Here is a 20,416-nt window from a genome sequence, read left to right as displayed (position 1 = left end):
CCCCCGGATAACAGCGGAGTCGACGATGAAGAAAATCCTGGTCCTGTACTACTCGATGTACGGCCATATCGAACGCATGGCCGAGGCGGTCGCCGAAGGCGCGCGCAGCGTGCCAGGGGTCGAGGTGACGGTGAAACGGGTAGCCGAAACCATGCCCGAGGACCTGGCCCGCAAGGCCGGCGCCAAGCTCGATCAGGCCGCGCCGGTGGCCACTGTGCAGGAGCTGGCCGACTACGACGCGATCCTGTTCGGCACGCCAACGCGCTTCGGCAACATGTGCGGGCAGATGCGCAGCTTTCTCGACCAGACCGGCGGCATGTGGGTCAAAGGCGCATTGATCGGCAAATTCGCCAGCGTATTCACCAGCACCGGAACCGGCGGCGGCTCGGAAACCACCATCACCTCGTTCTGGCACACTCTCGCGCACCATGGCATGTTGATCGTCGGTCTACCGTACTCAGCAGCGGAGCTGAGCGACATCAGCGAGCTGCGCGGCGGCTCGCCCTATGGGGCGGCCACGGTGGCCGGTAGCGATGGTTCGCGCATGCCGAGCCTCATGGAGCTGGCCCTGGCCACGTACCAGGGCGCCCATGTGGCAAAACTCACCACCCGCCTGCAATAACAGGCCGTTGAAAAACGTAGCGAGCGAAGGCTAGACAAGGCGAAATCAGGCGAAAAAGCGCAGTTTACGAGTGGTAAATGAGCATTTTGAGCCTGATTTCAACGCGGTATAACCGCGCGCAGTAGTTTTTCAACAGCCTGATAACTGCCAAACCCAACCAATAACGACCAAGCACTACCCCACCATTAGGAGTTTCACGGATGAGCAAACCATTGTTCGGCGCCTGCGCCCTGGCGGCCTGCGTGCTGCTGAGCAGCTGTGCCAGTAAAGTCACCAAGCCTGAGCAGTATTCCGGCTTCTTGAGCGATTATTCGGTGTTGAAGCCGGCCACCTCGGCCAGCGGCGTGCCGGTGCTGCGCTGGACCGCGCCGGGGCTGGACATGTCCCAGTACCACTCGGTAATGGTCGAGCGGCCACAGTTCTATCCGCGCCCACAGCCGTCCGCCCAGGTCAGTCAACAGACCCTCGACCAGATCGCCGGCTACCTGCAGCAAGCCTTCCAACGCGAACTGGGCGGCGAGCTGCAAGTGGTCCAGAACCCTGGGCCGAATACCTTGGTACTGCGCTCGGCAATCACCTCGGTGAACGTCTCGCCGGAAGGCCTGAAGGCCTATGAAGTGATCCCCATCGCCTTGGTCGTGGCAGCCGCCAGCGCCGCCGCGGGCACGCGCGACGAGAACAGCGAAATCTATGTGGAGATGCAGGTGCTGGATGGCGTTACACAGAAACCGGTCGCCCAAGTGGTACGCAAAGGCACCGGCCTGACCCTAGAGAACGACAGTACCCAGTTGAGCCTCAAGGACATCCAGCCGGCGCTTGATGTGTGGGCCAAGGACGCTCACCACTTTAAGCCCTGATCGCTCGTCAAAGCGGATCGCCGCAAGCGCCGGTGTGCCGGACGGCTTGGCGTTAAGCACGAGGGCAACGGGCCCACCCTGGTGGAAACCCGTCGCCGTCGCTACTTGCGCCTGACCCGGCCCTTTATGGAGGTACTCCCTGTACCCCTAGGTCACTCCGAACCCGAATCGTTCAGAGCATCCCGACCCCGTGGTCATGTGCCGTTCCTCTTCAGGGCGGCACAACTGCTGCTTTCTTGGTTGCCGCGCCGCCGGTCAATGCCCTGCGAATCGGCAAGGGCTTAGAGCCTGTAAACGATCTTTTGGACTAGAGCCAGACAAGGCAAAAACAGGCGAGGAAGCGGAGTTCACGAGCTGTAAATGAGCATTACTCGTTTCACTCGCCCTTCGGGCCGCGCTAAAGCGCGTTAGCCGCAAGCGGCTTTCCGAGCCTGTTTTTAACGCGGTATGGCCAACGGACAGGAGATCGTAAACAGGTTCTTAGAGCCCGCGTCCGCGCCGACCCATGATCAGCGAGACGATGAACATCACGATGAACACCACAAAGAGGATTTTGGCGATGCCCGTGGCGGCGCCAGCGATACCACCAAAGCCCAGCACCGCTGCGATGATGGCGATAATCAGGAAAGTGACGGCCCAACTCAGCATGATGATGCTCCTAAACGATTGATTCCCTTGGGTTCGACTGCTCACCGCAGTGAGGAGCGGTTCCCGTGAGTTCGACCCCATTGCCGGCGGCGAAATCAGTGGCATAACCGCATTCACACCCAACCCGACCGACCATCACTGCGCTGCCTCACAGCCCAATACACAGCACCAGCACGGCAGTGCACAGCCACAAGCCGCTCAGCATCGGGCGTTCCTATTTCAGGTGCTGATTCAGACTGCGCATGCGGTCATGACACTGGCGGACTTTCGGCATCTCCACCGACAACACGGCGCGGACATCCGGCCCAGCCTCTTCCATGACGTCTTCGAAGGCATGCAGGAGGCGGTCCTCGGCCTCTTCAAGCTGGGCGACATAGGTGGCGTTGACGTCGGTGGACAGCGTGGCGCGAGTATCGGCGTAGATCTGCCGCAGCTTGCCGACTATGGTTCCACCTTGAGCCGGTTGCTCATGATTGGCGGCAACTTTGATCGCCAGCGCCTGGATCACCTGGGTCTTGGCCTGCGACATGTCGCGGAACAAACTCTTCAGCTGCTCATCCTTCACCTCGTCACGGGCGTGCTCGTAGAAGCGCTGACCATCACGGGTGATCTCGATCAATTCATTCAGTTGCGACGTGCTACTGCTCATGGTGAGTCTCCTTGCGATTCCGAGCGCCCTGCACCCTGTATGGGATTACTTGGCGATCCATGGAGTTACTTTCGCAAGCCTTGTGCCAGTCTTAACTGATAATAAATATGTTCAAAATCAAATAGTTGTTTCTGATATCAGGCTGCCTTGCCATGCAGCATGCAGGATCGGACAGATTGCACCATGCAACTTGCACGACTTTCCCCTGACTAATGCACAGGCATGCTCCAACACCCCCGCTGAACCTGGGAGAGCACCAATGCAAGCGCCCGCAGCCGACAATGGCCGAATCCTGCTGGTCGACGACGAAACCGCAATTCTGCGCACCTTTCGTTATTGCCTGGAGGACGAGGGCTACTTGGTGGCTACCGCCACCAGCGCCGCACAGGCGGAGAACCTGCTGCAACGCCAGGTATTCGATCTGTGCTTCCTCGACCTGCGCCTGGGCGAAGACAACGGCCTCGACTTATTGGCAACCATGCGCGTGCAGGCGCCGTGGATGCGCGTGGTGATCGCCACTGCGCATTCGGCGGTGGATACCGCAGTGGACGCCATTCAGGCCGGGGCGGTGGATTACCTGGTCAAGCCGTGCACGCCCGACCAACTGCGCCTGGCCGCCGCCAAACAGCTCGAAGTCCGCCAGCTGGCGGCCCGCCTGGAGGCGCTGGAAGGCGAAGTGCGCAAGACTAAGGACGGCCTCGACTCGCACTGCCCGGCGATGATGGCGGTGCTGGCCACCGCCCTGCAGGTCGCCGATACCGACGCCAATATCCTCCTCCTCGGCGAATCGGGTACCGGCAAGGGCGAATTGGCGCGCGCCATTCACGGCTGGAGCCGGCGCGCGAAAAAAGCCTGCGTGACCATCAACTGCCCGTCGTTGAGCGCCGAGCTGATGGAAAGCGAATTGTTCGGCCATAGCCGTGGCGCCTTCACCGGCGCCAGCGAGAGCACCATGGGCCGGGTCAGCCAGGCCGATGGCGGCACGCTGTTCCTCGACGAAATCGGCGACTTCCCGCTGAGCCTGCAACCCAAGCTGCTGCGCTTCATCCAAGACAAGGAATACGAACGGGTCGGCGACGCGGTGACCCGCCAGGCCGATATGCGCATCCTCGCCGCCACCAACCTCGATCTGGACGAAATGGTCCGCTCCGGGCGCTTTCGCGAAGACCTGCTCTATCGCCTCAATGTCATCACCCTCAAGCTGCCGCCGTTACGCGAGCGCCACGAAGACATCGCCCCGCTGGCCGAGCGCTTCCTCGCCCACTTCGTCAGGGACTACGCCCGTCCGGCCCGTGGCTTCAGCGACGAGGCAATGGCCGCACTGCTGGCTTATCGCTGGCCGGGCAACATTCGCGAGCTGCGCAATGTCATCGAGCGGGCGAGCATCATTTGCCCGCAGGAAAAGGTCGAACTCAGCCACCTCGGCCTTGATGCCCAGCCAGCAACCAACACGCCACGCATCGGCGCGCAGATGAGCCTGGAAGAACTGGAAAAAGCCCATATCGCCGCGGTACTCGCCAATAGCGACACGCTCGACATGGCCGCCAAGACCTTGGGTATCGACACCTCGACCCTGTATCGCAAACGCAAGCAGTTCAACCTGTAGTGTTTCACGACAGGAGGTCCGATGAAGTTGCCCGTGAAACTACCGATGAAGCTGCGCACCCGGCTGTTCTTGAGTATTTCCGCGCTGATCAGCGTGGCCCTGCTCGGCCTGCTACTCGGCCTGATCAGCGTGATGCAGATGGCGCGAAATCAAGAACAGTTGATTCAGTACAACTTCGCCATCGTCGATACCAGTCAGCAATTGCGCGAGCACCTGAGCGACATATTGATCAACCTGATCGACAGCGAGCCGGCCAACAAACGCTTGCGGCTGGCCCAAACGCAGTTCCGCGAGGCACTGGCTACAGCCATCAGCACCAACCGTGATGCCACCACCTTACCCGCGTTACGCAATATCGAAAGCCTCTATGAACAGCTGGCCCGGCAGATCGACCATGGCCGCCCAGGAACGCCGAGCATGCACGGCAACGGTGAATTCGCCGAGGCCTTTACGCTACTGCGCCAGCACATCATTAACGTGCAGAAACAGGCGATTAACAGCATTACCGACGCAGAAGCGGATTCCCGCGAACGCGCCAAACTGATCGCCGGATTGCTCGGCTTGGTAGGCATCACCGTGCTGCTGATCGGCTTTATCACCGCCAATAGCGTCGCTCGCCGCTTCGGCGCGCCCATCGATATGCTTGCGCGGGCTGCCGAAGACGTCAGCAAAGGCAACTACGACGTCACCCTGCCAATTTCCAGCGTGGTGGAGATGTCGGTGCTCAGCCGACGCTTCGGGCAAATGACCGAAGCGTTGCGCCAGCATCAGCTGAGCAACGTCAGCCAGCTGATGTCCAGCCAGCACCGCCTGCAGGCGGTGCTCGACAGCATCGATGACGGGCTGGTGATTCTCGATGCCGAAGGGCGCATCGAGCACGCCAATCCGGTCGCTACCCATCAGCTGTTCTGGCGCGGCGACCCGCATGGCCAGCGCCTCGGCGCGGTGCTCGCCTATCCAGAGCTCGAAGAAGCGGTGCAACAGGTGTTCAGCGGCACCTCGCTGGAGCAACCGCATAATGACCTGCAGATCGACAGCCTCGGCGAGCACCGCGTGCTGGCCTGGACACTAACCCCGGTGCAGCACGGCGACAATGACAAAATCGGCGCGGTGCTGGTCCTGCGCGATGTCACCGAACAGCGGGCCTTCGAACGGGTGCGCAACGAGTTCGTGCTGCGCGCCTCGCATGAGCTGCGTACCCCGGTGACCGGCATGCACATGGCATTCAGCCTGCTGCGCGAACGCCTGCATTTCCCCGCCGAAAGCCGCGAAACCGATCTGATTCAGACCGTCGATGAAGAAATGCAGCGCCTGGTGCAACTGATCAGCGACCTGCTGAATTTCTCTCGTTACCAGAACGGCATGCAGAAAGTCGAACTGGCCCCGAACGAGCCCGGCGAACTGCTCGAGCAGGCGCGCCAGCGTTTCACCGTAGCGGCCGGGCAACGCGCTATCCGCCTGGAAGTCGCCTTCCAGGGCTCCTTGCCGCGCATCAGCATCGATCGGGCGCTGATCGACCGGGTGCTCGATAACCTGCTCAGCAATGCCCTGCGGCACAGCAAGGATGGTGATCAGGTGGAACTGCAGGCCCGTCGCCACGGCGAGCGTGTGGTGATCAGCGTGCAGGATCAGGGCGAGGGCATTCCCTTCAGCCAACAGGCGCGAATTTTCGAGCCGTTCGTGCAGGTCAGCCCCAAGAAGGGAGGCGTGGGCCTCGGCTTGGCATTGTGCAAGGAAGTCGTGCAGATGCATGGCGGGCGCATCAACGTGTATTCGCGACCGGGACAGGGCGCCCAGTTCTATCTCACCCTACCCATCTGAACGGCGCTCTAGAGCCAGGAGCGATCAGCGCAGCAGCGGGTCGAACGTGATCCGCCGGCCGGCCAGCAATGCCAGCAGGAAGCAGCCAGCGCACAGACCGCAAGCCAGTTTGAACAACCTGGGCGCAGCGGCTCAGAACATCCAACGCTGGATGGTCGGTTCATCCGCGCTGCGTGGTTCGGCGCCGATGCGCAGCCATTGGCCGTCAGCGCTGGCGCTAGGCTGGGTGGGGCGGGAGTTACCCAAGGTTTGCGCCGCCTGCTGGAATGTCGCGACGGCGGACCGACTGTTGACCACGCTGCTTTCGACCGGTATCCGCAGTTCGGTGGCGGTCGCTGCGACATCGGTTTCGGAGTCGTCGGCAGCAGCGCGCGCCGCCAGCAGCGCGGTGCAGGAGAGCAGGCTAAACAGGGCAATCTGGCGGACGGTCATGGCATTTCTCCAGCACAGAGTCAGTCTTTAGGAACTCAAGTGCAGCCGTCATGCCAGCCAAAAAATTAAATTATTCTCTTCTTAATCAGCCACTTGAGCTGCAATCAAATCGCCATGCCGTTGCGCTTTGCACGACCGCGGTCAAGCGGCCATTGCATTTTGCATTACTCGGCAAGACCGCTGCCGGGCTGCTGGGCTCCAGCCTGCCAGCCGTCCTCCGGCAACCACACCGAGAAACATGAACCCTTACCTGGCTCGCTGTGCAGCTCGATCTTGCCGCCATGTGCGCCGATGATCTGTTTGGTGATGAACAGGCCCAGGCCCAAGCCATGCCGCACGCCGGTCCCATCGACTCGTTCGTACTGCTGGAAGATGCGCGGCTGATCCGCCGACGAAATGCCGATACCCTGATCGCGGACCTCGATCCACGCACCTTGCGGACTGCCGTGCACCGTGACGTGCACGGGTTGGTCGGCGCCATAGCGCAGCGCATTGGTCAACAGGTTGGCAATCACCTGCTCGATGCGGAACTCGTCGACCAGCGCCAGCACCGGCTCGGGCGCATGGACCTCGACGGTGCCGGTAGCGTTGGCGATGTGCGCGGCAAGATTTTCCACCACGCGCCGCACCAGGGCGGCCAAGTCGCTGCGCTGCGGACGAATCGACAACTTGCCGGTGCGGATTCGCGAGGCATCGAGCATGTCTTCGATCAGCCGGGTCAGGCTTTGCAGCTGGCGCTCGTCGCGCTCGTTCATCACCCGCAACTTGTCGAGGGTGAAGGCCTCCGTGTTGTTCTGCTCGAGGCGCACCTTGCGCAGCTGGGTTTCCAGCATCAGGCCGTTGAGCGGCGTACGCAGCTCGTGGGAAATGATCGACATGAAGTCGTCGCGCATGCGCACCGCCTGATGCAGTTCGCTTTGCGTGGCGCGCAGCTCGCTGAGTAGCGCCTCCTGCTCGCGACGGCTGTGCTCCAGCGACTCGAGCTGGCACAGCAGGGCCTTGCGCTGCCGGTACAGCTCGACGAACACCGAGACCTTGCTGCGCACCTCGTGGGGCGACAACGGCTTGTGGAGGAAATCCACCGCGCCACTTTCATAACCTTTGAAGGCGTAATCCAGCTCACGGTCGGCGGCGCTGACGAAGACGATGGGGATCTGCTTGGTCTTCTCTGTGCTACGCATCAGCTCGGCCAGCTCGAAGCCATTCAGGCCGGGAATTTGCACGTCGAGAATGGCCAGGGCGAACTCGTGTTCGAGGAGCAGCGCCAGGGCCTGATCGGCATTACTGGCCTGGAAGACGCTGCGCTCCTCGCCCTGGATCAGGGCAGCCAGAGCCAACAGGTTTTCCGGCAGATCGTCGACGATCAATAGCTTGGCTTCGATCTTTCTCAGCATGATGGGGTATCCAAGTCCGCCAGTACGGGCTGCATGGCGGCGATGCTCAGAAGATAGTCCGGTGCAGGCGCTTCAGCACCGCCTCCGGCATGGTCGAGACCGGCGCATCGGCCGACCGCCACGTGCCAGAGCGCTTCATCGCTTGCGAAAAATCCGTTCGGGACGCAGCAGCGCCTCGAAATGCTTGGCATAGGCGGAGAAATCCAAGCTCTCCTTGCTGCCCAGGCCGAGAAAGCCACGGTTGCGGAATAGCCCCAGTACGCGGTTCTGCAAATCCGTGTTGAAGTAGATCAGCACGTTGCGACAGGAAATCAGCTGGGTTTCTGCAAACACGCTGTCGGTGGCCAGACTGTGGTCGCCGAAGGTCACGTGGGCGCGCTCGAACAACGCGATGAAGAACAGCACTCCGACCCCGCCAAAGCCCAGCGGTAAGGCGATGCTGCGATTGAGGATGCGGCGAAAGCTGGTTTCATCGGTCTGATTGGCCATCGAAGAATCCACGGGCAAAAGACTACGATTAGGATTAGTCCAGATTTACGCTGGGAGCTGCGATTCTGACCGTGCGGCGGCGCTTGAGGTTTGTGCCGCACGGAGGAAAGATCGCCGCCTCGCAGCCCCGACCTTCTTCAACTTCTCCCGAGATCGTCGCATGCCCAGGCCGTCCGCCCGCCAGCAGTCCAAGTCGATCCTCGTGGTTGAAGATGACGATGTGGTGCGCCTGCTCACCGTCGAAGTCCTTGAGGAGTTCGGCTATGCGGTATTGGCCGCCGGCGATGCCAGCGATGCTCTGGACCTGCTGCGCAGCGAACAGTCGATCGATCTGCTGATGAGCGACATCGGCCTGCCCGACATGAGCGGCCGCGAGCTGGCCGAGGCGGCGCGCGAATTGCGCCCGCAGCTGCCCATCCTGTTTGCCAGCGGCTATGCCGAGGGCGATCTGCTCAGCGACCTGCTCAACCTGCGCGGTGACGCGGCGATTCCCACGCAAACCATCACCAAGCCGTTCAACCTCGAGCTGCTGCGTGAGCGGGTCCGCGAGCTGCTCAAGGCCGGCTAACCGCAAGCACACTGAGCAGCGCCGCGGTCTGCGCGTCCGCCACCCCGTCGAAACGACTCGGCCGGTAATGCATCTGGAATGCCGCCAGTGCCCGGCGGGTGGCGTCGTCCAGCACGCCGGTGTGCGGCGTGGCATAACCGACTTGTTGCAACTGCTGCTGAAACCAGCCGATCTCGGGTAACCCTTGAGCGAAGCGCGCCTGCGCGCGCGCCACAGCGCCGGCCTCCGGCCAGCGCCCCAAACCGGCCGCGGCGAGTCGTTGCCAGGGGAACAACGGCCCCGGGTCGAGCTTGCGCAGCGGTGCGATATCGCTATGCCCGATGATGTTTTCCGGCGCGATGTGGTGGCGCTGGACGATGTCCTTGAGCAGCAGGATCAACGCATCGATCTGCTCGTCCGAGTAGGGATACCAGACGCGACCGTTGGGCGTGTCTTCGAAGCCTGGATTGACCAGTTCGATGCCAATCGAACTGGAATTCAGCCAGGTGCGGCCCTGCCACTCACTGACGCCGGCGTGCCAGGCGCGCTGGTCTTCCTCGACCAGACGGTAGATGGTCGGTGGCGCCGCGCCGATCAGGTAATGGCTGCTGACTTCGTCCTGGGTGAGGATCTGCAACGAGCGCTGCAAGTCGGTGGAGGTGTAATGCAGGACGATGAACTGCACGCGGCTGTCGTGATTGGCCGAGGGCTGCGAGGTGTCGATGCGCAACCCGCCGGCGCAACCGGCCAGCAGGGCGAGGGTGAGGAGCAGTGCGAAAGTCTTCATGGGCTGATGTGCAGGATGCTTTGCAGGTTATCGAGGAGCATGTCGACGCTGAGCATGATCAGCAACATACCGGTCAGGCGCTCCACCGCAGTCAGCCCGCGCACGCCGAGAAAGCGCTGCAGGAAGGACGCCTGAAGCAGAATGAAGGCGGTTGCCGCCCAGGCCAGGAACAGGCCCAGGTACAACTCCCAGAGTGGCTCGGGGTGCGTGTTGCGCAGAGTCAGTAGCACCGCCAGTGCGGAAGGGCCGGCCACGGCGGGCGTGGCCAGCGGCACCAGCAACGGCTCGCCACCGGGCAGCTCGCCGAGTACACCTTGCGGCGGCGGAAAGATCAGGCGCATGGCGATGACAAACAGAATGATGCCGCCGGCAATTGCCGTCGCTTCACGGGAAAGTCCCAGGCCGCTAAGGATCTTGTCGCCGAAGGTGAGGAACAGCATGAGCAGCACCAGGGCGAACAACAGCTCGCGCAGCGCCACCTTCACCCGGCGTTCGGGCGCCACGTTCTTCAAGGCGGCAATAAAGATGGCGATGTTGCCGAACGGATCCATGACGAAGAACAGCAGCAAGGCGATGCTGAAGATATCCATGACGCACTCCTGAGAGCCTGTTTACGATCTCGCGAGCTAGAGCCATGCAAGACGCTACGTTAGTAACAGCCTCCGGCTGGTCAAAACAGGCGAGGAAGCGGAGTTTACGAGCTGTAAATGAGCATTTCGAGCCTGTTTTTAACGCAGCAGGGCCGACGCGCAGCAGATCGTAGACAGGCTCTAAGCGATGCGTTCAGTGTCATGGCTGTTCGCCTTGGCCACAGTCAGGAACGCGCCACCCGCTTATGACTGCAGGTTTCCGCGCTAGCCGCGCTCGATGCGATTGCGCCCGCCGCGCTTGGCGCGGTACAGCGCCTGGTCGGCGCGCTCGAATACCGCTGGCGCCTGGTCGTCGGCGCTGAACGCCGTCAGACCGCAGGACAGGGTGATGCTCAACGGCTCGCCTTTGAAGTGGAACGGGCAGGCTTCAATGGCCAAGCGCAACGTGTTGAGCACCTGCGCGCCGCCGTCCAGCGGCGTGCCGGGCAGCAGCAGGACGAATTCCTCGCCACCAAAGCGGGCGATGAAATCGGTTTTGCGCAGGCGCCGGGCCAATTCGCCGGCGATGATTTTCAGCACCTTGTCGCCAGCCAGATGACCGAAGCTGTCGTTGATGCGCTTGAAATGGTCGATATCCAGCACCGCCAAGAGCAGCTCGCCGCCGTAGCGCTGCCAGCGCGCCACTTCGAGCTCCAGGCGCTCGCTCCAGGCGGCGCGATTGGGCAGGCCGGTGAGCGGATCGACCAGCGCCTTCTGCCGCTGGATTTCCAGACGCTGACGGAAGCCCTGGGCTTCCTCCTCCATGCTCGTCACTCGCTCGACCAGGGTCTGCAGGCGGCCGCTGACTTCCTGCTCGCGCTGGTCGCGCTGGCGCTGGTACTCACCCATGCTGCCGAGCAGATTCTCCAGACGGCTTTCCAGGGTGCGTTTCAGACTGTCCAGATCGGCAGCTTCCTGCACACTTTGTTGCAGGCCGCTGACCTGCTCACGCAACTGATCGTCCAGCGCGCGGGTGCTCTGCAACGACTCGGCATAGCCATCGTGCGCCTCGCTGAGGCTGCCGAGGAAGGTTGCCAGGCGCTCGTTGAGCTGCTTCAGGTAGCCGGCAAATTCGCGCTGGCCGTCATCGGTCACCGCCAGCACCAACACCGCCAGGTCGTCTAAGGCGGGGACCAGTTCGTACCAGTTCAGTCCGCCTTGCAGGCGCTCGCGCAGGGCATCGGCCTGCGGCTGGTGCAACGCCGGTAATTCCAGTTCGTCGAGCAACTTGCGCAGGCTCTCGGCCACATGCGGAGCAATGGCGCTGTAGCCCGGCTCCGGCGGCGGCAGCGCATAGGCGGGGTCGCCATCGCCGAGCAACACGCTGGCCGCCAGCGGCAGACTGTCGAGGCTGGAGGCCGTTGGTATGCGGGGCAGCAGCGCCGCACTATCCGCCACCGGCAGGCGCTCGGGCAGCGCTCTGGCGACTTCTTCCGGAACGATGAGTGGCGCCGCGTGCGGCAGCGCGGCCGACACCTCCAGCGCCGCGGCGGCCACGGTCAACGGCGGTGCCTCGGCCATCTCGTCCCGTGCACCAAACAGCCGCTGCAGCAAACCGGGCCGCTCGGCCTCCGCGCCACCCGGCTCCAGACTGGTCAGCGCTTGCTGCTGCAGGTCGCTCAGTTCGTTGAGTAGCACCGGCAATTCTCGGGACTGGCGGGCGCGCTCGTCGAGGCGTTTGCCGAACTGCTTGAGCGCTTTGCGCACCTCGCGCGGCAAGTCCAGCTGCAACAGCTGTTGGGCGAGCCCATTGAGGCCGGCGACGGTCTGCTCGCTGCGCTGTTGGCGGCGCTGCTCGGAATCCAGCACGGCGCGCTCCAGCCGTGGGATCAGCGCGGCCAGACCGGCATCCATCTGCTCGCCGCGCACTATTTCGCGCAGCTCCTGCATGCATTGGTCGACCGCCTTGTCGGCACCCTCGGCCGCCAGCGAACTGCGCACCAGGCCACGGCGCAGCAAGTCGAGACGCGCATCCCAGCGCCGCTCGAGCTGCTCCTGCTGTTCGAGACTGTCGAAGTATTTGTCCTTCCAGCGCTGGGTATCGTCGGTCATGGTCGCCATTAACGAGGGTCGGTCAGCCGCATCGGTGGTGTATCGCCAGCCAAGGAGTCGGGCAGGCGAATTTCCACGGCCACCGGCAGATGGTCGGAGATCGGCTGGGCCAACACTTGCACGCGCTCCAGGGTGAGGCTGGGACTGAGGAGGATATGGTCGAGACAGCGCTGCGGGCGCCAGCTCGGGAAGGTGGCTTCGATTTGCGGCGCCAGCAAACCGAGATCGCGCAGCGGCGAGTTTTCGAGCAAGTCACTGGCATGGGTGTTCATGTCGCCCATCAGCACCTGATGGCGGTAGCCGCCGATCAGCTCACGGATATACGCCAGCTGCCGCGTGCGCGTCCGAGTGCCCAGCGAGAGATGCATCATCACCACCGCCAGCGCGTCAGCGCCAGCGCCGAAACGCAGCAGAATCGCCCCACGCCCCGGCGGCCCGGGCAGCGGGTGATCCTCCAGCAGGGACGGCCGCAGACGGCTGAGCACGCCATTGCTGTGCTGCGCCAGGCGACCAAGATTGCGGTTGAGCTGCTGGTACCAGTAAGGGAACGCGCCGAGCTGGGCCAGATGTTCCACCTGGTTGATATAGCCCGAGCGCAGGCTGCCGCCATCGGCTTCCTGCAGGGCGACCAGATCGTAATCGCCGAGCAGCGCGCCGATGCGCTGCAAATTGCCGGAACGCCCTTGGTGCGGCAGGACGTGCTGCCAGCCGCGGGTCAGGTAGTGGTGAAAGCGTTCGGTGCTGTTGCCCACCTGGATGTTGAAGCTGAGCAGTCGCAGACGACCCTCGGCAGGCAAATCGCCGCGCCCTGAACTATCGCCGTTGATCTGCGGATCATGCAGTCCAACCATGCGTTCATTACCCCAGCGGCGCAGCATCTCGGTCGCCTTACTTCGCCGCGCGCTCTTTAGCGATCAGCTGGTCGGCAACCTCGAGCGCCTGCTGCGGGCCACCGGCCGAACCGATGTCAAACCGGTATTTGCCATTGATCACCATGCTCGGCACGCCGCTGATCTGATAGGCCATGCCGAGTTTCTTGGCTTTCTCGCTCAGACTCTTCACGCCGAACGAGTTGTAGGCTTTGAGGAAGGCATCCTTATCGACGCCCTGGGTGGCGAGGAACTCGGCCATTTCTTCCGGCGTCGCCAGCTTCTTGCCGTCCTTGTGGATGGCCTCGAACACGGCGTTGTGCACCTTGTGCTCGACCTTCATCGATTCAAGGGCAATGAACAGCTGGCCGTGCACGTTCCACACACCGCCGAACATGGCCGGGATGCGCACGAAGTTCACGTCAGCGGGAAGTTTTTCCACCCATGGGTTGAGCGTCGGTTCGAATTGGTAGCAATGCGGGCAGCCATACCAGAACAGCTCCACCACCTCGATTTTGCCGGGTTTCGCCACCGGCACCGGGCTGCTCAGCTCGACATACTGCTTGCCCGCCTCGATCGGTTCGGCAGCCTGGGCAGGCAGACAGAGCAGGCTTGCAGTGACGAGTGCGGCGGACAGAATCAGATTACGCATGCATTACTCCTTGGCATTTAGAGGCCCGCTCGAGCTGACGGCGGACCAGCTTTCGACCGACAGCGCAGAGCGCCGGTTCCGAATATTGTAGCGGCGCCCACAACGAAAAAGGGTGGCCTTGGCCACCCTAATTCTGACACCTCGCAGACCTTAGTGAAGGCCTTGGATGTAGCTGGATACTGCGGCGATATCTTTGTTGCTCAGCTTGGCAGCGATGGCGCGCATGACCATGGTGTCGCCATCGTTGGTACGCTCGCCTTCACGGAACGCCGTCAGCTGTTTGTTCACGTATTGAGCATGCTGGCCACCCAGATGTGGGAAGCCAGCGGCAGCGTTACCTTCGCCACTCGGCGAGTGGCAACCGGTACAGGCCGGCATGCCTTCCTGCAGCTTGCCACCGCGGAACAATTCTTCGCCACGCTTGACCAGCAGCGGATCGGCAGCGCCGACACTCATTTTCTGGCCGGCGAAATAGGCGGAGAGATCAGCCAGGTCCTGATCGCTGAAATTGGTCAGCAGACCGGTCATCTCCAGCACCTGACGATTACCGTCCTTGATGTCCTTCAGCTGCTTGAGCAAGTAGCGCTCGCCCTGACCAGCCAGTTTCGGGAAGTTCGGCGCCGCGCTGTTACCGTCGGCACCGTGGCAAGCGCCACACATAGCAGCTTTGCTCTGACCGGCGGCGGCATCACCTGCGGCATTAGCCGTACCGGCGATGCCCAGGGTCAACAGCAGACTCACGAGTACTTTGTTCATCAGCTAATCCAATTACGGCTAAGGGGAGAGAAAATCCAGCTCGACATTAGCGGGCCATCCACGTGATGACGGCCTGATAATCCTCGGCACTACAGTCTGCGCACATACCGCGCGGAGGCATGGCATTTAAACCATTGGTGACATGTTGCACCAACGTTTCCATGCCCTGATCCAAGCGCGGTTTCCATGCCGCCGCGTCGCCTTTTTTTGGCGCCGTCGGCAGTTGACCATTATGGCAGGCCCCACAACTGCGGTTGAACACCGCTTGCGGATCTTGGGCCGCCTGGGCACTGCAGGCCAACAGTATGCTAGTGGCTGCAAGCAGCAACAATTTCATCAGATTGACCTCATCAGAGATGGAACGTCCTGCGTTCTCAGTGCGCAGACTCTATAAATCGTTCCAGTGAACGCCCGCCTGACTAAGGGACAAAGCGCACACAAAATCTGCGGCATTATATACTGGAGCCGCTTAAACGGAAACGAAACCGCCCCCTGCGACACCGCGTCGCACCTGTGGAACCCCCTCCAATGTCAGTGAAAAACCCGATTCTTGGCCTGTGTCAGCAAGCCACTTTCCAGATCAGCGCCGCCAAGGTCGACCAATGCCCGGAAGACAGCGGCTTTGAAGTGGCCTTTGCCGGGCGTTCCAACGCCGGCAAATCCAGCGCCCTGAATACCCTTACCCACGCTAGCCTGGCGCGTACCTCGAAAACCCCCGGGCGCACCCAGCTGCTGAACTTCTTTCGCCTGGATGATGAACGGCGCTTGGTCGACTTGCCCGGTTACGGTTACGCCAAGGTGCCGATCCCGCTGAAACAGCACTGGCAGCGGCATTTGGAGGCTTATCTGGGCAGCCGGGAAAGTCTCGCTGGCCTGATCCTGCTGATGGATATCCGCCATCCGCTGACCGAATTCGACCGCATGATGCTCGACTGGTCACTGGCCAGCGGCATGCCCATGCATATCCTGCTGACCAAAGCCGACAAGCTGGCCTACGGCGCAGCGAAGAATGCCTTGCTCAAGGTCCGCCAGGATTTGCACAAAGGCTGGGGCGACGCGGTGAGCCTGCAATTGTTCTCGGCGCCCAAGCGTCTGGGCATCGAGGAAGCCCACGCGGTACTGGCGCAGTGGTTGCGCCTGGAAGATCAGGAGATCGAGCAGGAAGCCCAAGAAGGCTGAATCGCAGGCAAAAAAAACCCCGAGCTTCGTATGGGGAGGGGAGGCTCGGGGTTTAAGATCTGAACCGCTAGGGCGGGGTTCAGAGATCTGCCAACACTAAACACAACATTAGGAGCACCGAAGGGCTTCATCAGCCATTCAGGTACTCTGACTGCACGCTTTGCGGGAAAGTTCAGAACTCGTTTAACAATTCTTCGCAATAAGAGCGCCTTCGACCATTCCCTTCGGCTGTAAGCGCTCGTTATTTTCCTCAGTGCGCCTCGTCCCAATTGGCCCCGACGCCAACCTCGACCAGCAGCGGCACATCCAGCTGCGCAGCGCCGCTCATTAGCGGGCGGACTTGTTCGCGAACCTGGTCGATGAGGTCTTCGCGAACTTCGATGATCAATTCATCGTGCACCTGCAAGATCACCTTGGCGTCCAGCCCCGAGGCGCTGAGCCAGCTGTCCACCGCGACCATGGCGCGCTTCATGATGTCCGCCGCCGTGCCTTGCATCGGCGCGTTGATCGCCGTGCGCTCGGCGCCTTTGCGCAGCGCCGGGTTCTTCGCATTGATCTCCGGCAGGTGCAGGCGGCGGCCGAACAGCGTCTCGACGAAGCCTTGCTGCGCCGCCTGCTCACGAGTGCGCTCCATGTAGGCGAGCACGCCGGGATAGCGGGCGAAATAGCGGTCGATATAGGCCTGCGATTGCTTGCGGTCGACGCCGATCTGCTTGGCCAGGCCGAATGCGCTCATGCCGTAGATCAGCCCGAAGTTGATCGCTTTGGCGCTCCGCCGCTGGTCGTGGCTGACCTCATCGAGCGCCACGCCGAACACCTCGGCCGCTGTCGCGCGGTGTACGTCGCGATCGTTGCGGAAGGCATCCAGTAAACCTTCGTCCTTGGCCAGGTGGGCCATGATGCGCAACTCGATCTGCGAGTAGTCGGCCGAGAGCAGCTGGTAGCCGGGCGGCGCTACGAACGCCTGGCGGATTCGCCGTCCTTCGGCGGTGCGAATCGGAATGTTCTGCAGGTTCGGGTCGGTCGACGACAGCCGTCCGGTCGCCGCCACCGCCTGATGATAGGAGGTATGGATGCGCCCGGTGCGCGGGTTGATCTGCTCCGGCAGGCGGTCGGTGTAAGTACTCTTCAATTTGCTCAGGCTGCGGTACTGCATGAGCACCTTGGGCAGCGGGAAATCCTGCTCGGCCAGCTCGGCGAGCACCGCCTCGGCGGTCGACGCCTGGCCCTTGGCGGTTTTGCTGATGACCGGGTGGCCGAGCTTTTCATAGAGGATCACCCCGAGCTGCTTGGGCGAGCCGAGGTTGAATTCCTCGCCGGCAATCGCGAAGGCCTCACGCTCCAGCGCCACCAGCTTGTCGCCGAGTTCGCGGCTGTGCTCGCCAAGTAGCTTGGCATCCACCAACGCCCCCTGGCGTTCGATGCGCGCCAGCACCGGCACCAGCGGCATTTCGATCTCGGTCAGCACTTTGGCCAGGCTGGGAATGGCTTGCAGCTTGCCCCACAGCGTGTGGTGCAAGCGCAGGGTCAGATCGGCCTCTTCGGCGGCATAGGGACCGGCCTGTTCCAGGGCAATCTGGTCGAAACTCAGCTGTTTGACGCCCTTGCCGGCAATGTCTTCGAGGGCGGTGGGCCGTTGCTCGAGGTATTTCAGCGCCAGGTTGTCCATGTCGTGGCGCGTGGCGGTGGAGTCCAGCACATAGGACTCGAGCATGCTGTCGAACGCCACGCCGTCCACCTGCACGCCGTAGCGGGCCAGCACGTTGATGTCGTCCTTGGCCAGTTGGCCGAGCTTGATCTTGCGCGGATCCTCGAGCAGTGGCTTGAGCGCGGCGAGCACCTGATCGCGATCAAGCTGCTGCGGCACACCCATATAGGAATGGCCGAGCGGCAGATACGCGGCCTCATGGGCGCTGACCGCGAAGGACAAACCGACCAGCGCCGCCTGCTGGGGATCGGCGCCGGCAATCTTGGTATCGAAGGCGATCAGCTCGGCGTTGCGCAGCTTATCCAGCCAGGCATCGAAGTGCGCCTGCTCGAGAATCGTCTGGTAGTTGGCCGTGGCACTCGGCGCGATCGGTGGCTCCTCGCCATCCACCTCGGGGGCTGCGTCGAACAGTCCGCCGCTGGGCATCGGCGCGGCGCTGGCCTTGGGCGCCTGGCGCTGTACTTCATCGACCCAGCTGCGGAATTCCAGCTCCCGATACAGCTCGAGCAGTGCCGCGTTGTCCGGCGCGCCAGGGTACAGCTGGTCGATTTCCAGGTTCAGTTCGACGTCCAATTTGATGGTCGCCAGCTGATAGGACAGGTAGGCCATCTCACGATGTTCGGCGAGCTTGGCGGCCAGCGTCTTGGCGCCGCGAATCGGCAGCTCGGCGACCTTGTCGAGGTTGGCATACAGCACATCGAGACCGCCGCCGACCCCGACCAGCAGGCCCAGCGCGGTCTTCTCGCCGACCCCCGGCACGCCGGGAATGTTGTCGACCTTGTCGCCCATCAGCGCCAGGTAATCGATGATCAGCTCGGGACCGACGCCGAACTTGGTTCTCACCCCTTCGATGTCGTACACGCTGCCGGTCATGGTGTTGACCAGGGTCACATGCGGGCAGACCAGCTGCGCCATGTCCTTGTCGCCAGTGGAAATCACCACGTCGCGGCCGCTAGCGGCGCAACGCCGCGCCAGGGTGCCGATCACATCGTCGGCCTCGACGTTGTCGACGCACAGCAACGGCAGGCCGAGGGCGCGCACGCTGGCGTGCAACGGTTCGATCTGCACGCGTAGCTCGTCCGGCATCGACGGCCGGTTGGCCTTGTATTCGGCGAACAGTTCATCGCGAAAGGTGCCGCCCTTGGCATCGAAGACCACCGCGAAAGGGCTGTCCGGATACTGCTTGCGCAGACTCTTGAGCATGTTCAGCACGCCCTTCACCGCACCGGTCGGCAGACCTTTGGAGGTGGTCAGCGGCGGCAGGGCATGGAAGGCGCGATACAGGTAGGAGGAACCGTCCACCAGGACCAGGGGAGCGTGTGACATGAGCAGGATCAACCTTTTCGACGGGCCCAGCGCTAAACTAGCTGGAACATTGACGACAAAGGGACAAGGTTATCATGCGCACAATCAACCGCCTGGTGCTGGCCGGCTTGCTCGCTCTCGCGCCACTGGCCTCTTTCGCCGAAGAGCCGGCGAGCGGCGATCCAGATGTCACCATTCGCCAGGAAGGCGACAAGACCATCCAGGAATACCGGGTCAACGGTTTCCTCTACGCCATCAAGGTCATCCCCAAAGGCGGCAAACCCTACTTCCTGGTGCGTGCCGATGGCAGCGATGGCAACTTCGTGCGTTCCGACTACCCGGACATGCTGATCCCGGCCTGGGAGATCTTTAAATGGTAAGGCAGGGCTGAGCATGTCGGTATTCACGCCGCTCGAGCGCCATGAACTGGAGGCCTTCCTCGCCCCCTACGGACTTGGGCGGCTGAAGAATTTCCAAGGCATCAGCGCCGGCAGCGAAAACAGCAATTTCTTCATCAGCCTGGAACGCGGCGAGTACGTGCTGACGCTGGTCGAGCGCGGCCCGCGCGGGGAATTGCCGTTCATCATCGAACTGCTCGATGTGCTGCACGCCGCCAACCTGCCGGTGCCTTACGCGTTGCGTACCGAACACGGCGAAGCGCTGCGCAGCCTGGCGGACAAACCGGCGTTGCTGCAGCCGCGCTTGCCCGGCAAACACGTCACCGTGGCCAATGCCCATCACTGCGCCGAAGTCGGCCGCTGGCTGGCGCATCTGCATCTGGCCACCCGTGGCCAGATGCGCGAACGCAAAACCGATCGCGGCCTCGACTGGATGCTGGCCGAAGGGCCGAGCCTGGCGCTCAAACTGGCCGACGCCGAGGTCGATCTGCTGCGCGCCACGCTGGCGGAAATCGGCGCATGCCACGCGCAGATTCTCGCCCTGCCGCGCGCCAACCTGCATGCCGACCTGTTCCGCGACAACGTGCTGTTCGACGGCAATCACCTGTCTGGGGTGATCGACTTCTACAACGCCTGTTCCGGGCCGATGCTCTACGACCTGGCCATCACCCTCAACGACTGGTGCAGCGAAGCCGACGGCAGCCTGGATGCCGCCCACTCCCGCGCCCTGCTTGCCGCCTATGCCGCGCTGCGGCCGTTCACCCCGGCCGAGGCGCAACTGTGGCCGACCCTGCTGCGGGTCGCCTGCCTGCGTTTCTGGCTGTCGCGCCTGATCGCCGCCGAGGCCTTCGCTGGCCAGACCGTGCTGATCAAAGACCCCGAGGAATACCGCCGCAAACTGGCGCTGCGCCAACAGGTGCATGTGCCGTTACCGTTTGCGCTGTAGCCCGCCTGCCGGAGGGCAATCGCCGCGATCTGGTTAGATTGCCGGAATCGCGAATGAATTCGCTCCTACA

At 62.5% G+C, this 20,416-nt stretch carries 20 protein-coding genes and 1 pseudogene; 8 read left to right on the top strand and 13 right to left on the bottom strand.

The features are described from left to right. Positions 1-25 precede the first annotated feature (25 nt). Together wrbA and NVV93_RS00525 are read left to right on the top strand one after the other, a co-directional pair. Positions 26-622, top strand: coding sequence for an NAD(P)H:quinone oxidoreductase (gene wrbA / locus NVV93_RS00530; protein ID WP_258252516.1), 597 nt, complete (start codon positions 26-28; stop codon positions 620-622). A gap of 200 nt (positions 623-822) precedes the next feature. Beyond that, positions 823-1,479 carry a DUF3313 domain-containing protein gene (locus NVV93_RS00525; protein ID WP_258252515.1) on the top strand — a complete coding sequence of 219 codons (657 nt, stop codon included), beginning with the start codon at positions 823-825 and terminating at the stop codon, positions 1,477-1,479. Positions 1,480-1,959: 480 nt separating this feature from the next. On the opposite strand, the gene NVV93_RS00520 is transcribed toward NVV93_RS00525, so the two are convergent. After that, positions 1,960-2,127, bottom strand: coding sequence for a DUF1328 domain-containing protein (locus NVV93_RS00520; RefSeq protein ID WP_258252514.1), 168 nt, complete (start codon positions 2,125-2,127; stop codon positions 1,960-1,962). A 214-nt stretch (positions 2,128-2,341) separates the two neighbouring features. Then, positions 2,342-2,776 (bottom strand): PA2169 family four-helix-bundle protein, encoded by a 435-nt coding sequence (locus NVV93_RS00515; RefSeq protein ID WP_258252513.1) that lies wholly within the window; start codon positions 2,774-2,776, stop codon positions 2,342-2,344. 259 nt (positions 2,777-3,035) lie between these two features. Here NVV93_RS00515 and algB point away from each other — a divergent pair, with 259 nt between their 5' ends. Further along, entirely contained in the window at positions 3,036-4,382 is a 1,347-nt protein-coding gene (algB, locus tag NVV93_RS00510) for a sigma-54-dependent response regulator transcription factor AlgB (protein WP_258252512.1), read from the top strand. A gap of 21 nt (positions 4,383-4,403) precedes the next feature. Further along, positions 4,404-6,203, top strand: coding sequence for an ATP-binding protein (locus tag NVV93_RS00505; RefSeq protein WP_258252511.1), 1,800 nt, complete (start codon positions 4,404-4,406; stop codon positions 6,201-6,203). Positions 6,204-6,335: 132 nt separating this feature from the next. On the opposite strand, the gene NVV93_RS00500 is transcribed toward NVV93_RS00505, so the two are convergent. The 3 genes and pseudogenes from NVV93_RS00500 to NVV93_RS00490 all read right to left on the bottom strand — a co-directional run. Next, positions 6,336-6,635, bottom strand: a complete 300-nt coding sequence (locus NVV93_RS00500) for a hypothetical protein (protein WP_258252510.1) — start codon at positions 6,633-6,635, stop codon at positions 6,336-6,338. Between the two features lie 164 nt (positions 6,636-6,799). After that, a complete protein-coding gene (locus NVV93_RS00495; protein WP_258252509.1) occupies positions 6,800-8,029 on the bottom strand; it encodes a hybrid sensor histidine kinase/response regulator in 1,230 nt (409 codons plus the stop codon). A 135-nt stretch (positions 8,030-8,164) separates the two neighbouring features. Further along, positions 8,165-8,407 (bottom strand): annotated as a pseudogene (locus NVV93_RS00490) (CheR family methyltransferase); the annotation flags it as partial. Between the two features lie 271 nt (positions 8,408-8,678). Between NVV93_RS00490 and NVV93_RS00485 the strand changes: the two are divergent. Further along, positions 8,679-9,086, top strand: coding sequence for a response regulator (locus NVV93_RS00485; RefSeq protein WP_258252508.1), 408 nt, complete (start codon positions 8,679-8,681; stop codon positions 9,084-9,086). Here the strand turns inward: NVV93_RS00485 and NVV93_RS00480 are convergent. The 7 genes from NVV93_RS00480 to NVV93_RS00450 form a co-directional block, all read right to left on the bottom strand. Continuing rightward, positions 9,073-9,852 (bottom strand): N-acetylmuramoyl-L-alanine amidase, encoded by a 780-nt coding sequence (locus tag NVV93_RS00480; protein ID WP_258252507.1) that lies wholly within the window; start codon positions 9,850-9,852, stop codon positions 9,073-9,075. The genes NVV93_RS00485 and NVV93_RS00480 overlap by 14 nt on opposite strands. Continuing rightward, a complete protein-coding gene (locus NVV93_RS00475) occupies positions 9,849-10,442 on the bottom strand; it encodes a MarC family protein (protein ID WP_258252506.1) in 594 nt (197 codons plus the stop codon). Before NVV93_RS00475 ends, NVV93_RS00480 begins: the two co-directional genes overlap by 4 nt. Positions 10,443-10,706: 264 nt before the next feature. Beyond that, positions 10,707-12,533 (bottom strand): diguanylate cyclase, encoded by a 1,827-nt coding sequence (locus NVV93_RS00470; protein ID WP_258252505.1) that lies wholly within the window; start codon positions 12,531-12,533, stop codon positions 10,707-10,709. A gap of 8 nt (positions 12,534-12,541) precedes the next feature. Continuing rightward, complete coding sequence (locus NVV93_RS00465) at positions 12,542-13,411, bottom strand: endonuclease/exonuclease/phosphatase family protein (RefSeq protein ID WP_258252504.1); 870 nt, start codon at positions 13,409-13,411, stop codon at positions 12,542-12,544. Positions 13,412-13,421: 10 nt separating this feature from the next. After that, positions 13,422-14,054: a thiol:disulfide interchange protein DsbA/DsbL gene (locus NVV93_RS00460; RefSeq protein WP_258252503.1), complete on the bottom strand. Its 633-nt coding sequence runs from the start codon at positions 14,052-14,054 to the stop codon at positions 13,422-13,424. A 150-nt stretch (positions 14,055-14,204) separates the two neighbouring features. Next, positions 14,205-14,810: a cytochrome c gene (locus NVV93_RS00455; protein WP_258252502.1), complete on the bottom strand. Its 606-nt coding sequence runs from the start codon at positions 14,808-14,810 to the stop codon at positions 14,205-14,207. Positions 14,811-14,856: 46 nt separating this feature from the next. Next, positions 14,857-15,147 carry a cytochrome c5 family protein gene (locus tag NVV93_RS00450; protein WP_258252501.1) on the bottom strand — a complete coding sequence of 97 codons (291 nt, stop codon included), beginning with the start codon at positions 15,145-15,147 and terminating at the stop codon, positions 14,857-14,859. Positions 15,148-15,338: 191 nt separating this feature from the next. On the opposite strand from NVV93_RS00450, the gene yihA reads away from it, so the two are divergent. Further along, positions 15,339-15,989, top strand: coding sequence for a ribosome biogenesis GTP-binding protein YihA/YsxC (gene yihA, locus NVV93_RS00445; RefSeq protein ID WP_258252500.1), 651 nt, complete (start codon positions 15,339-15,341; stop codon positions 15,987-15,989). Between the two features lie 250 nt (positions 15,990-16,239). Here yihA and polA read toward each other — a convergent pair whose 3' ends face one another. Next, the gene (polA, locus tag NVV93_RS00440) at positions 16,240-19,023 is read right to left on the bottom strand and encodes a DNA polymerase I (protein ID WP_258252499.1); all 2,784 of its coding nucleotides are present in this window, start codon (positions 19,021-19,023) and stop codon (positions 16,240-16,242) included. Between the two features lie 74 nt (positions 19,024-19,097). Between polA and NVV93_RS00435 the strand changes: the two genes are divergently transcribed. Together NVV93_RS00435 and NVV93_RS00430 are read left to right on the top strand one after the other, a co-directional pair. Then, positions 19,098-19,382, top strand: a complete 285-nt coding sequence (locus tag NVV93_RS00435; RefSeq protein WP_258252498.1) for a DUF2782 domain-containing protein — start codon at positions 19,098-19,100, stop codon at positions 19,380-19,382. A gap of 13 nt (positions 19,383-19,395) precedes the next feature. Continuing rightward, positions 19,396-20,346: a homoserine kinase gene (locus NVV93_RS00430; RefSeq protein WP_258252497.1), complete on the top strand. Its 951-nt coding sequence runs from the start codon at positions 19,396-19,398 to the stop codon at positions 20,344-20,346. The last annotated feature ends 70 nt before the right edge of the window (positions 20,347-20,416 follow it).

The sequence above is a fragment of the Pseudomonas sp. LS44 genome, from assembly GCF_024730785.1.
GTDB lineage: Bacteria > Pseudomonadota > Gammaproteobacteria > Pseudomonadales > Pseudomonadaceae > Aquipseudomonas.
The sequence above is the reverse complement of the archived record's forward strand: the minus strand, read 5'-3'. Positions and strand labels throughout refer to the sequence as shown.

Coding starts and splice junctions, on each gene's coding strand:
- wrbA (WP_258252516.1), top strand. CDS start 26: ATGAAGAAAATCCTGGTCCTGTACTACTCGATGTACGGCCATATCGAA.
- NVV93_RS00525 (WP_258252515.1), top strand. CDS start 823: ATGAGCAAACCATTGTTCGGCGCCTGCGCCCTGGCGGCCTGCGTGCTG.
- NVV93_RS00520 (WP_258252514.1), bottom strand. CDS start 2,127: ATGCTGAGTTGGGCCGTCACTTTCCTGATTATCGCCATCATCGCAGCG.
- NVV93_RS00515 (WP_258252513.1), bottom strand. CDS start 2,776: ATGAGCAGTAGCACGTCGCAACTGAATGAATTGATCGAGATCACCCGT.
- algB (WP_258252512.1), top strand. CDS start 3,036: ATGCAAGCGCCCGCAGCCGACAATGGCCGAATCCTGCTGGTCGACGAC.
- NVV93_RS00505 (WP_258252511.1), top strand. CDS start 4,404: ATGAAGTTGCCCGTGAAACTACCGATGAAGCTGCGCACCCGGCTGTTC.
- NVV93_RS00500 (WP_258252510.1), bottom strand. CDS start 6,635: ATGACCGTCCGCCAGATTGCCCTGTTTAGCCTGCTCTCCTGCACCGCG.
- NVV93_RS00495 (WP_258252509.1), bottom strand. CDS start 8,029: ATGCTGAGAAAGATCGAAGCCAAGCTATTGATCGTCGACGATCTGCCG.
- NVV93_RS00485 (WP_258252508.1), top strand. CDS start 8,679: ATGCCCAGGCCGTCCGCCCGCCAGCAGTCCAAGTCGATCCTCGTGGTT.
- NVV93_RS00480 (WP_258252507.1), bottom strand. CDS start 9,852: ATGAAGACTTTCGCACTGCTCCTCACCCTCGCCCTGCTGGCCGGTTGC.
- NVV93_RS00475 (WP_258252506.1), bottom strand. CDS start 10,442: ATGGATATCTTCAGCATCGCCTTGCTGCTGTTCTTCGTCATGGATCCG.
- NVV93_RS00470 (WP_258252505.1), bottom strand. CDS start 12,533: ATGACCGACGATACCCAGCGCTGGAAGGACAAATACTTCGACAGTCTC.
- NVV93_RS00465 (WP_258252504.1), bottom strand. CDS start 13,411: ATGCTGCGCCGCTGGGGTAATGAACGCATGGTTGGACTGCATGATCCG.
- NVV93_RS00460 (WP_258252503.1), bottom strand. CDS start 14,054: ATGCGTAATCTGATTCTGTCCGCCGCACTCGTCACTGCAAGCCTGCTC.
- NVV93_RS00455 (WP_258252502.1), bottom strand. CDS start 14,810: ATGAACAAAGTACTCGTGAGTCTGCTGTTGACCCTGGGCATCGCCGGT.
- NVV93_RS00450 (WP_258252501.1), bottom strand. CDS start 15,147: ATGAAATTGTTGCTGCTTGCAGCCACTAGCATACTGTTGGCCTGCAGT.
- yihA (WP_258252500.1), top strand. CDS start 15,339: ATGTCAGTGAAAAACCCGATTCTTGGCCTGTGTCAGCAAGCCACTTTC.
- polA (WP_258252499.1), bottom strand. CDS start 19,023: ATGTCACACGCTCCCCTGGTCCTGGTGGACGGTTCCTCCTACCTGTAT.
- NVV93_RS00435 (WP_258252498.1), top strand. CDS start 19,098: ATGCGCACAATCAACCGCCTGGTGCTGGCCGGCTTGCTCGCTCTCGCG.
- NVV93_RS00430 (WP_258252497.1), top strand. CDS start 19,396: ATGTCGGTATTCACGCCGCTCGAGCGCCATGAACTGGAGGCCTTCCTC.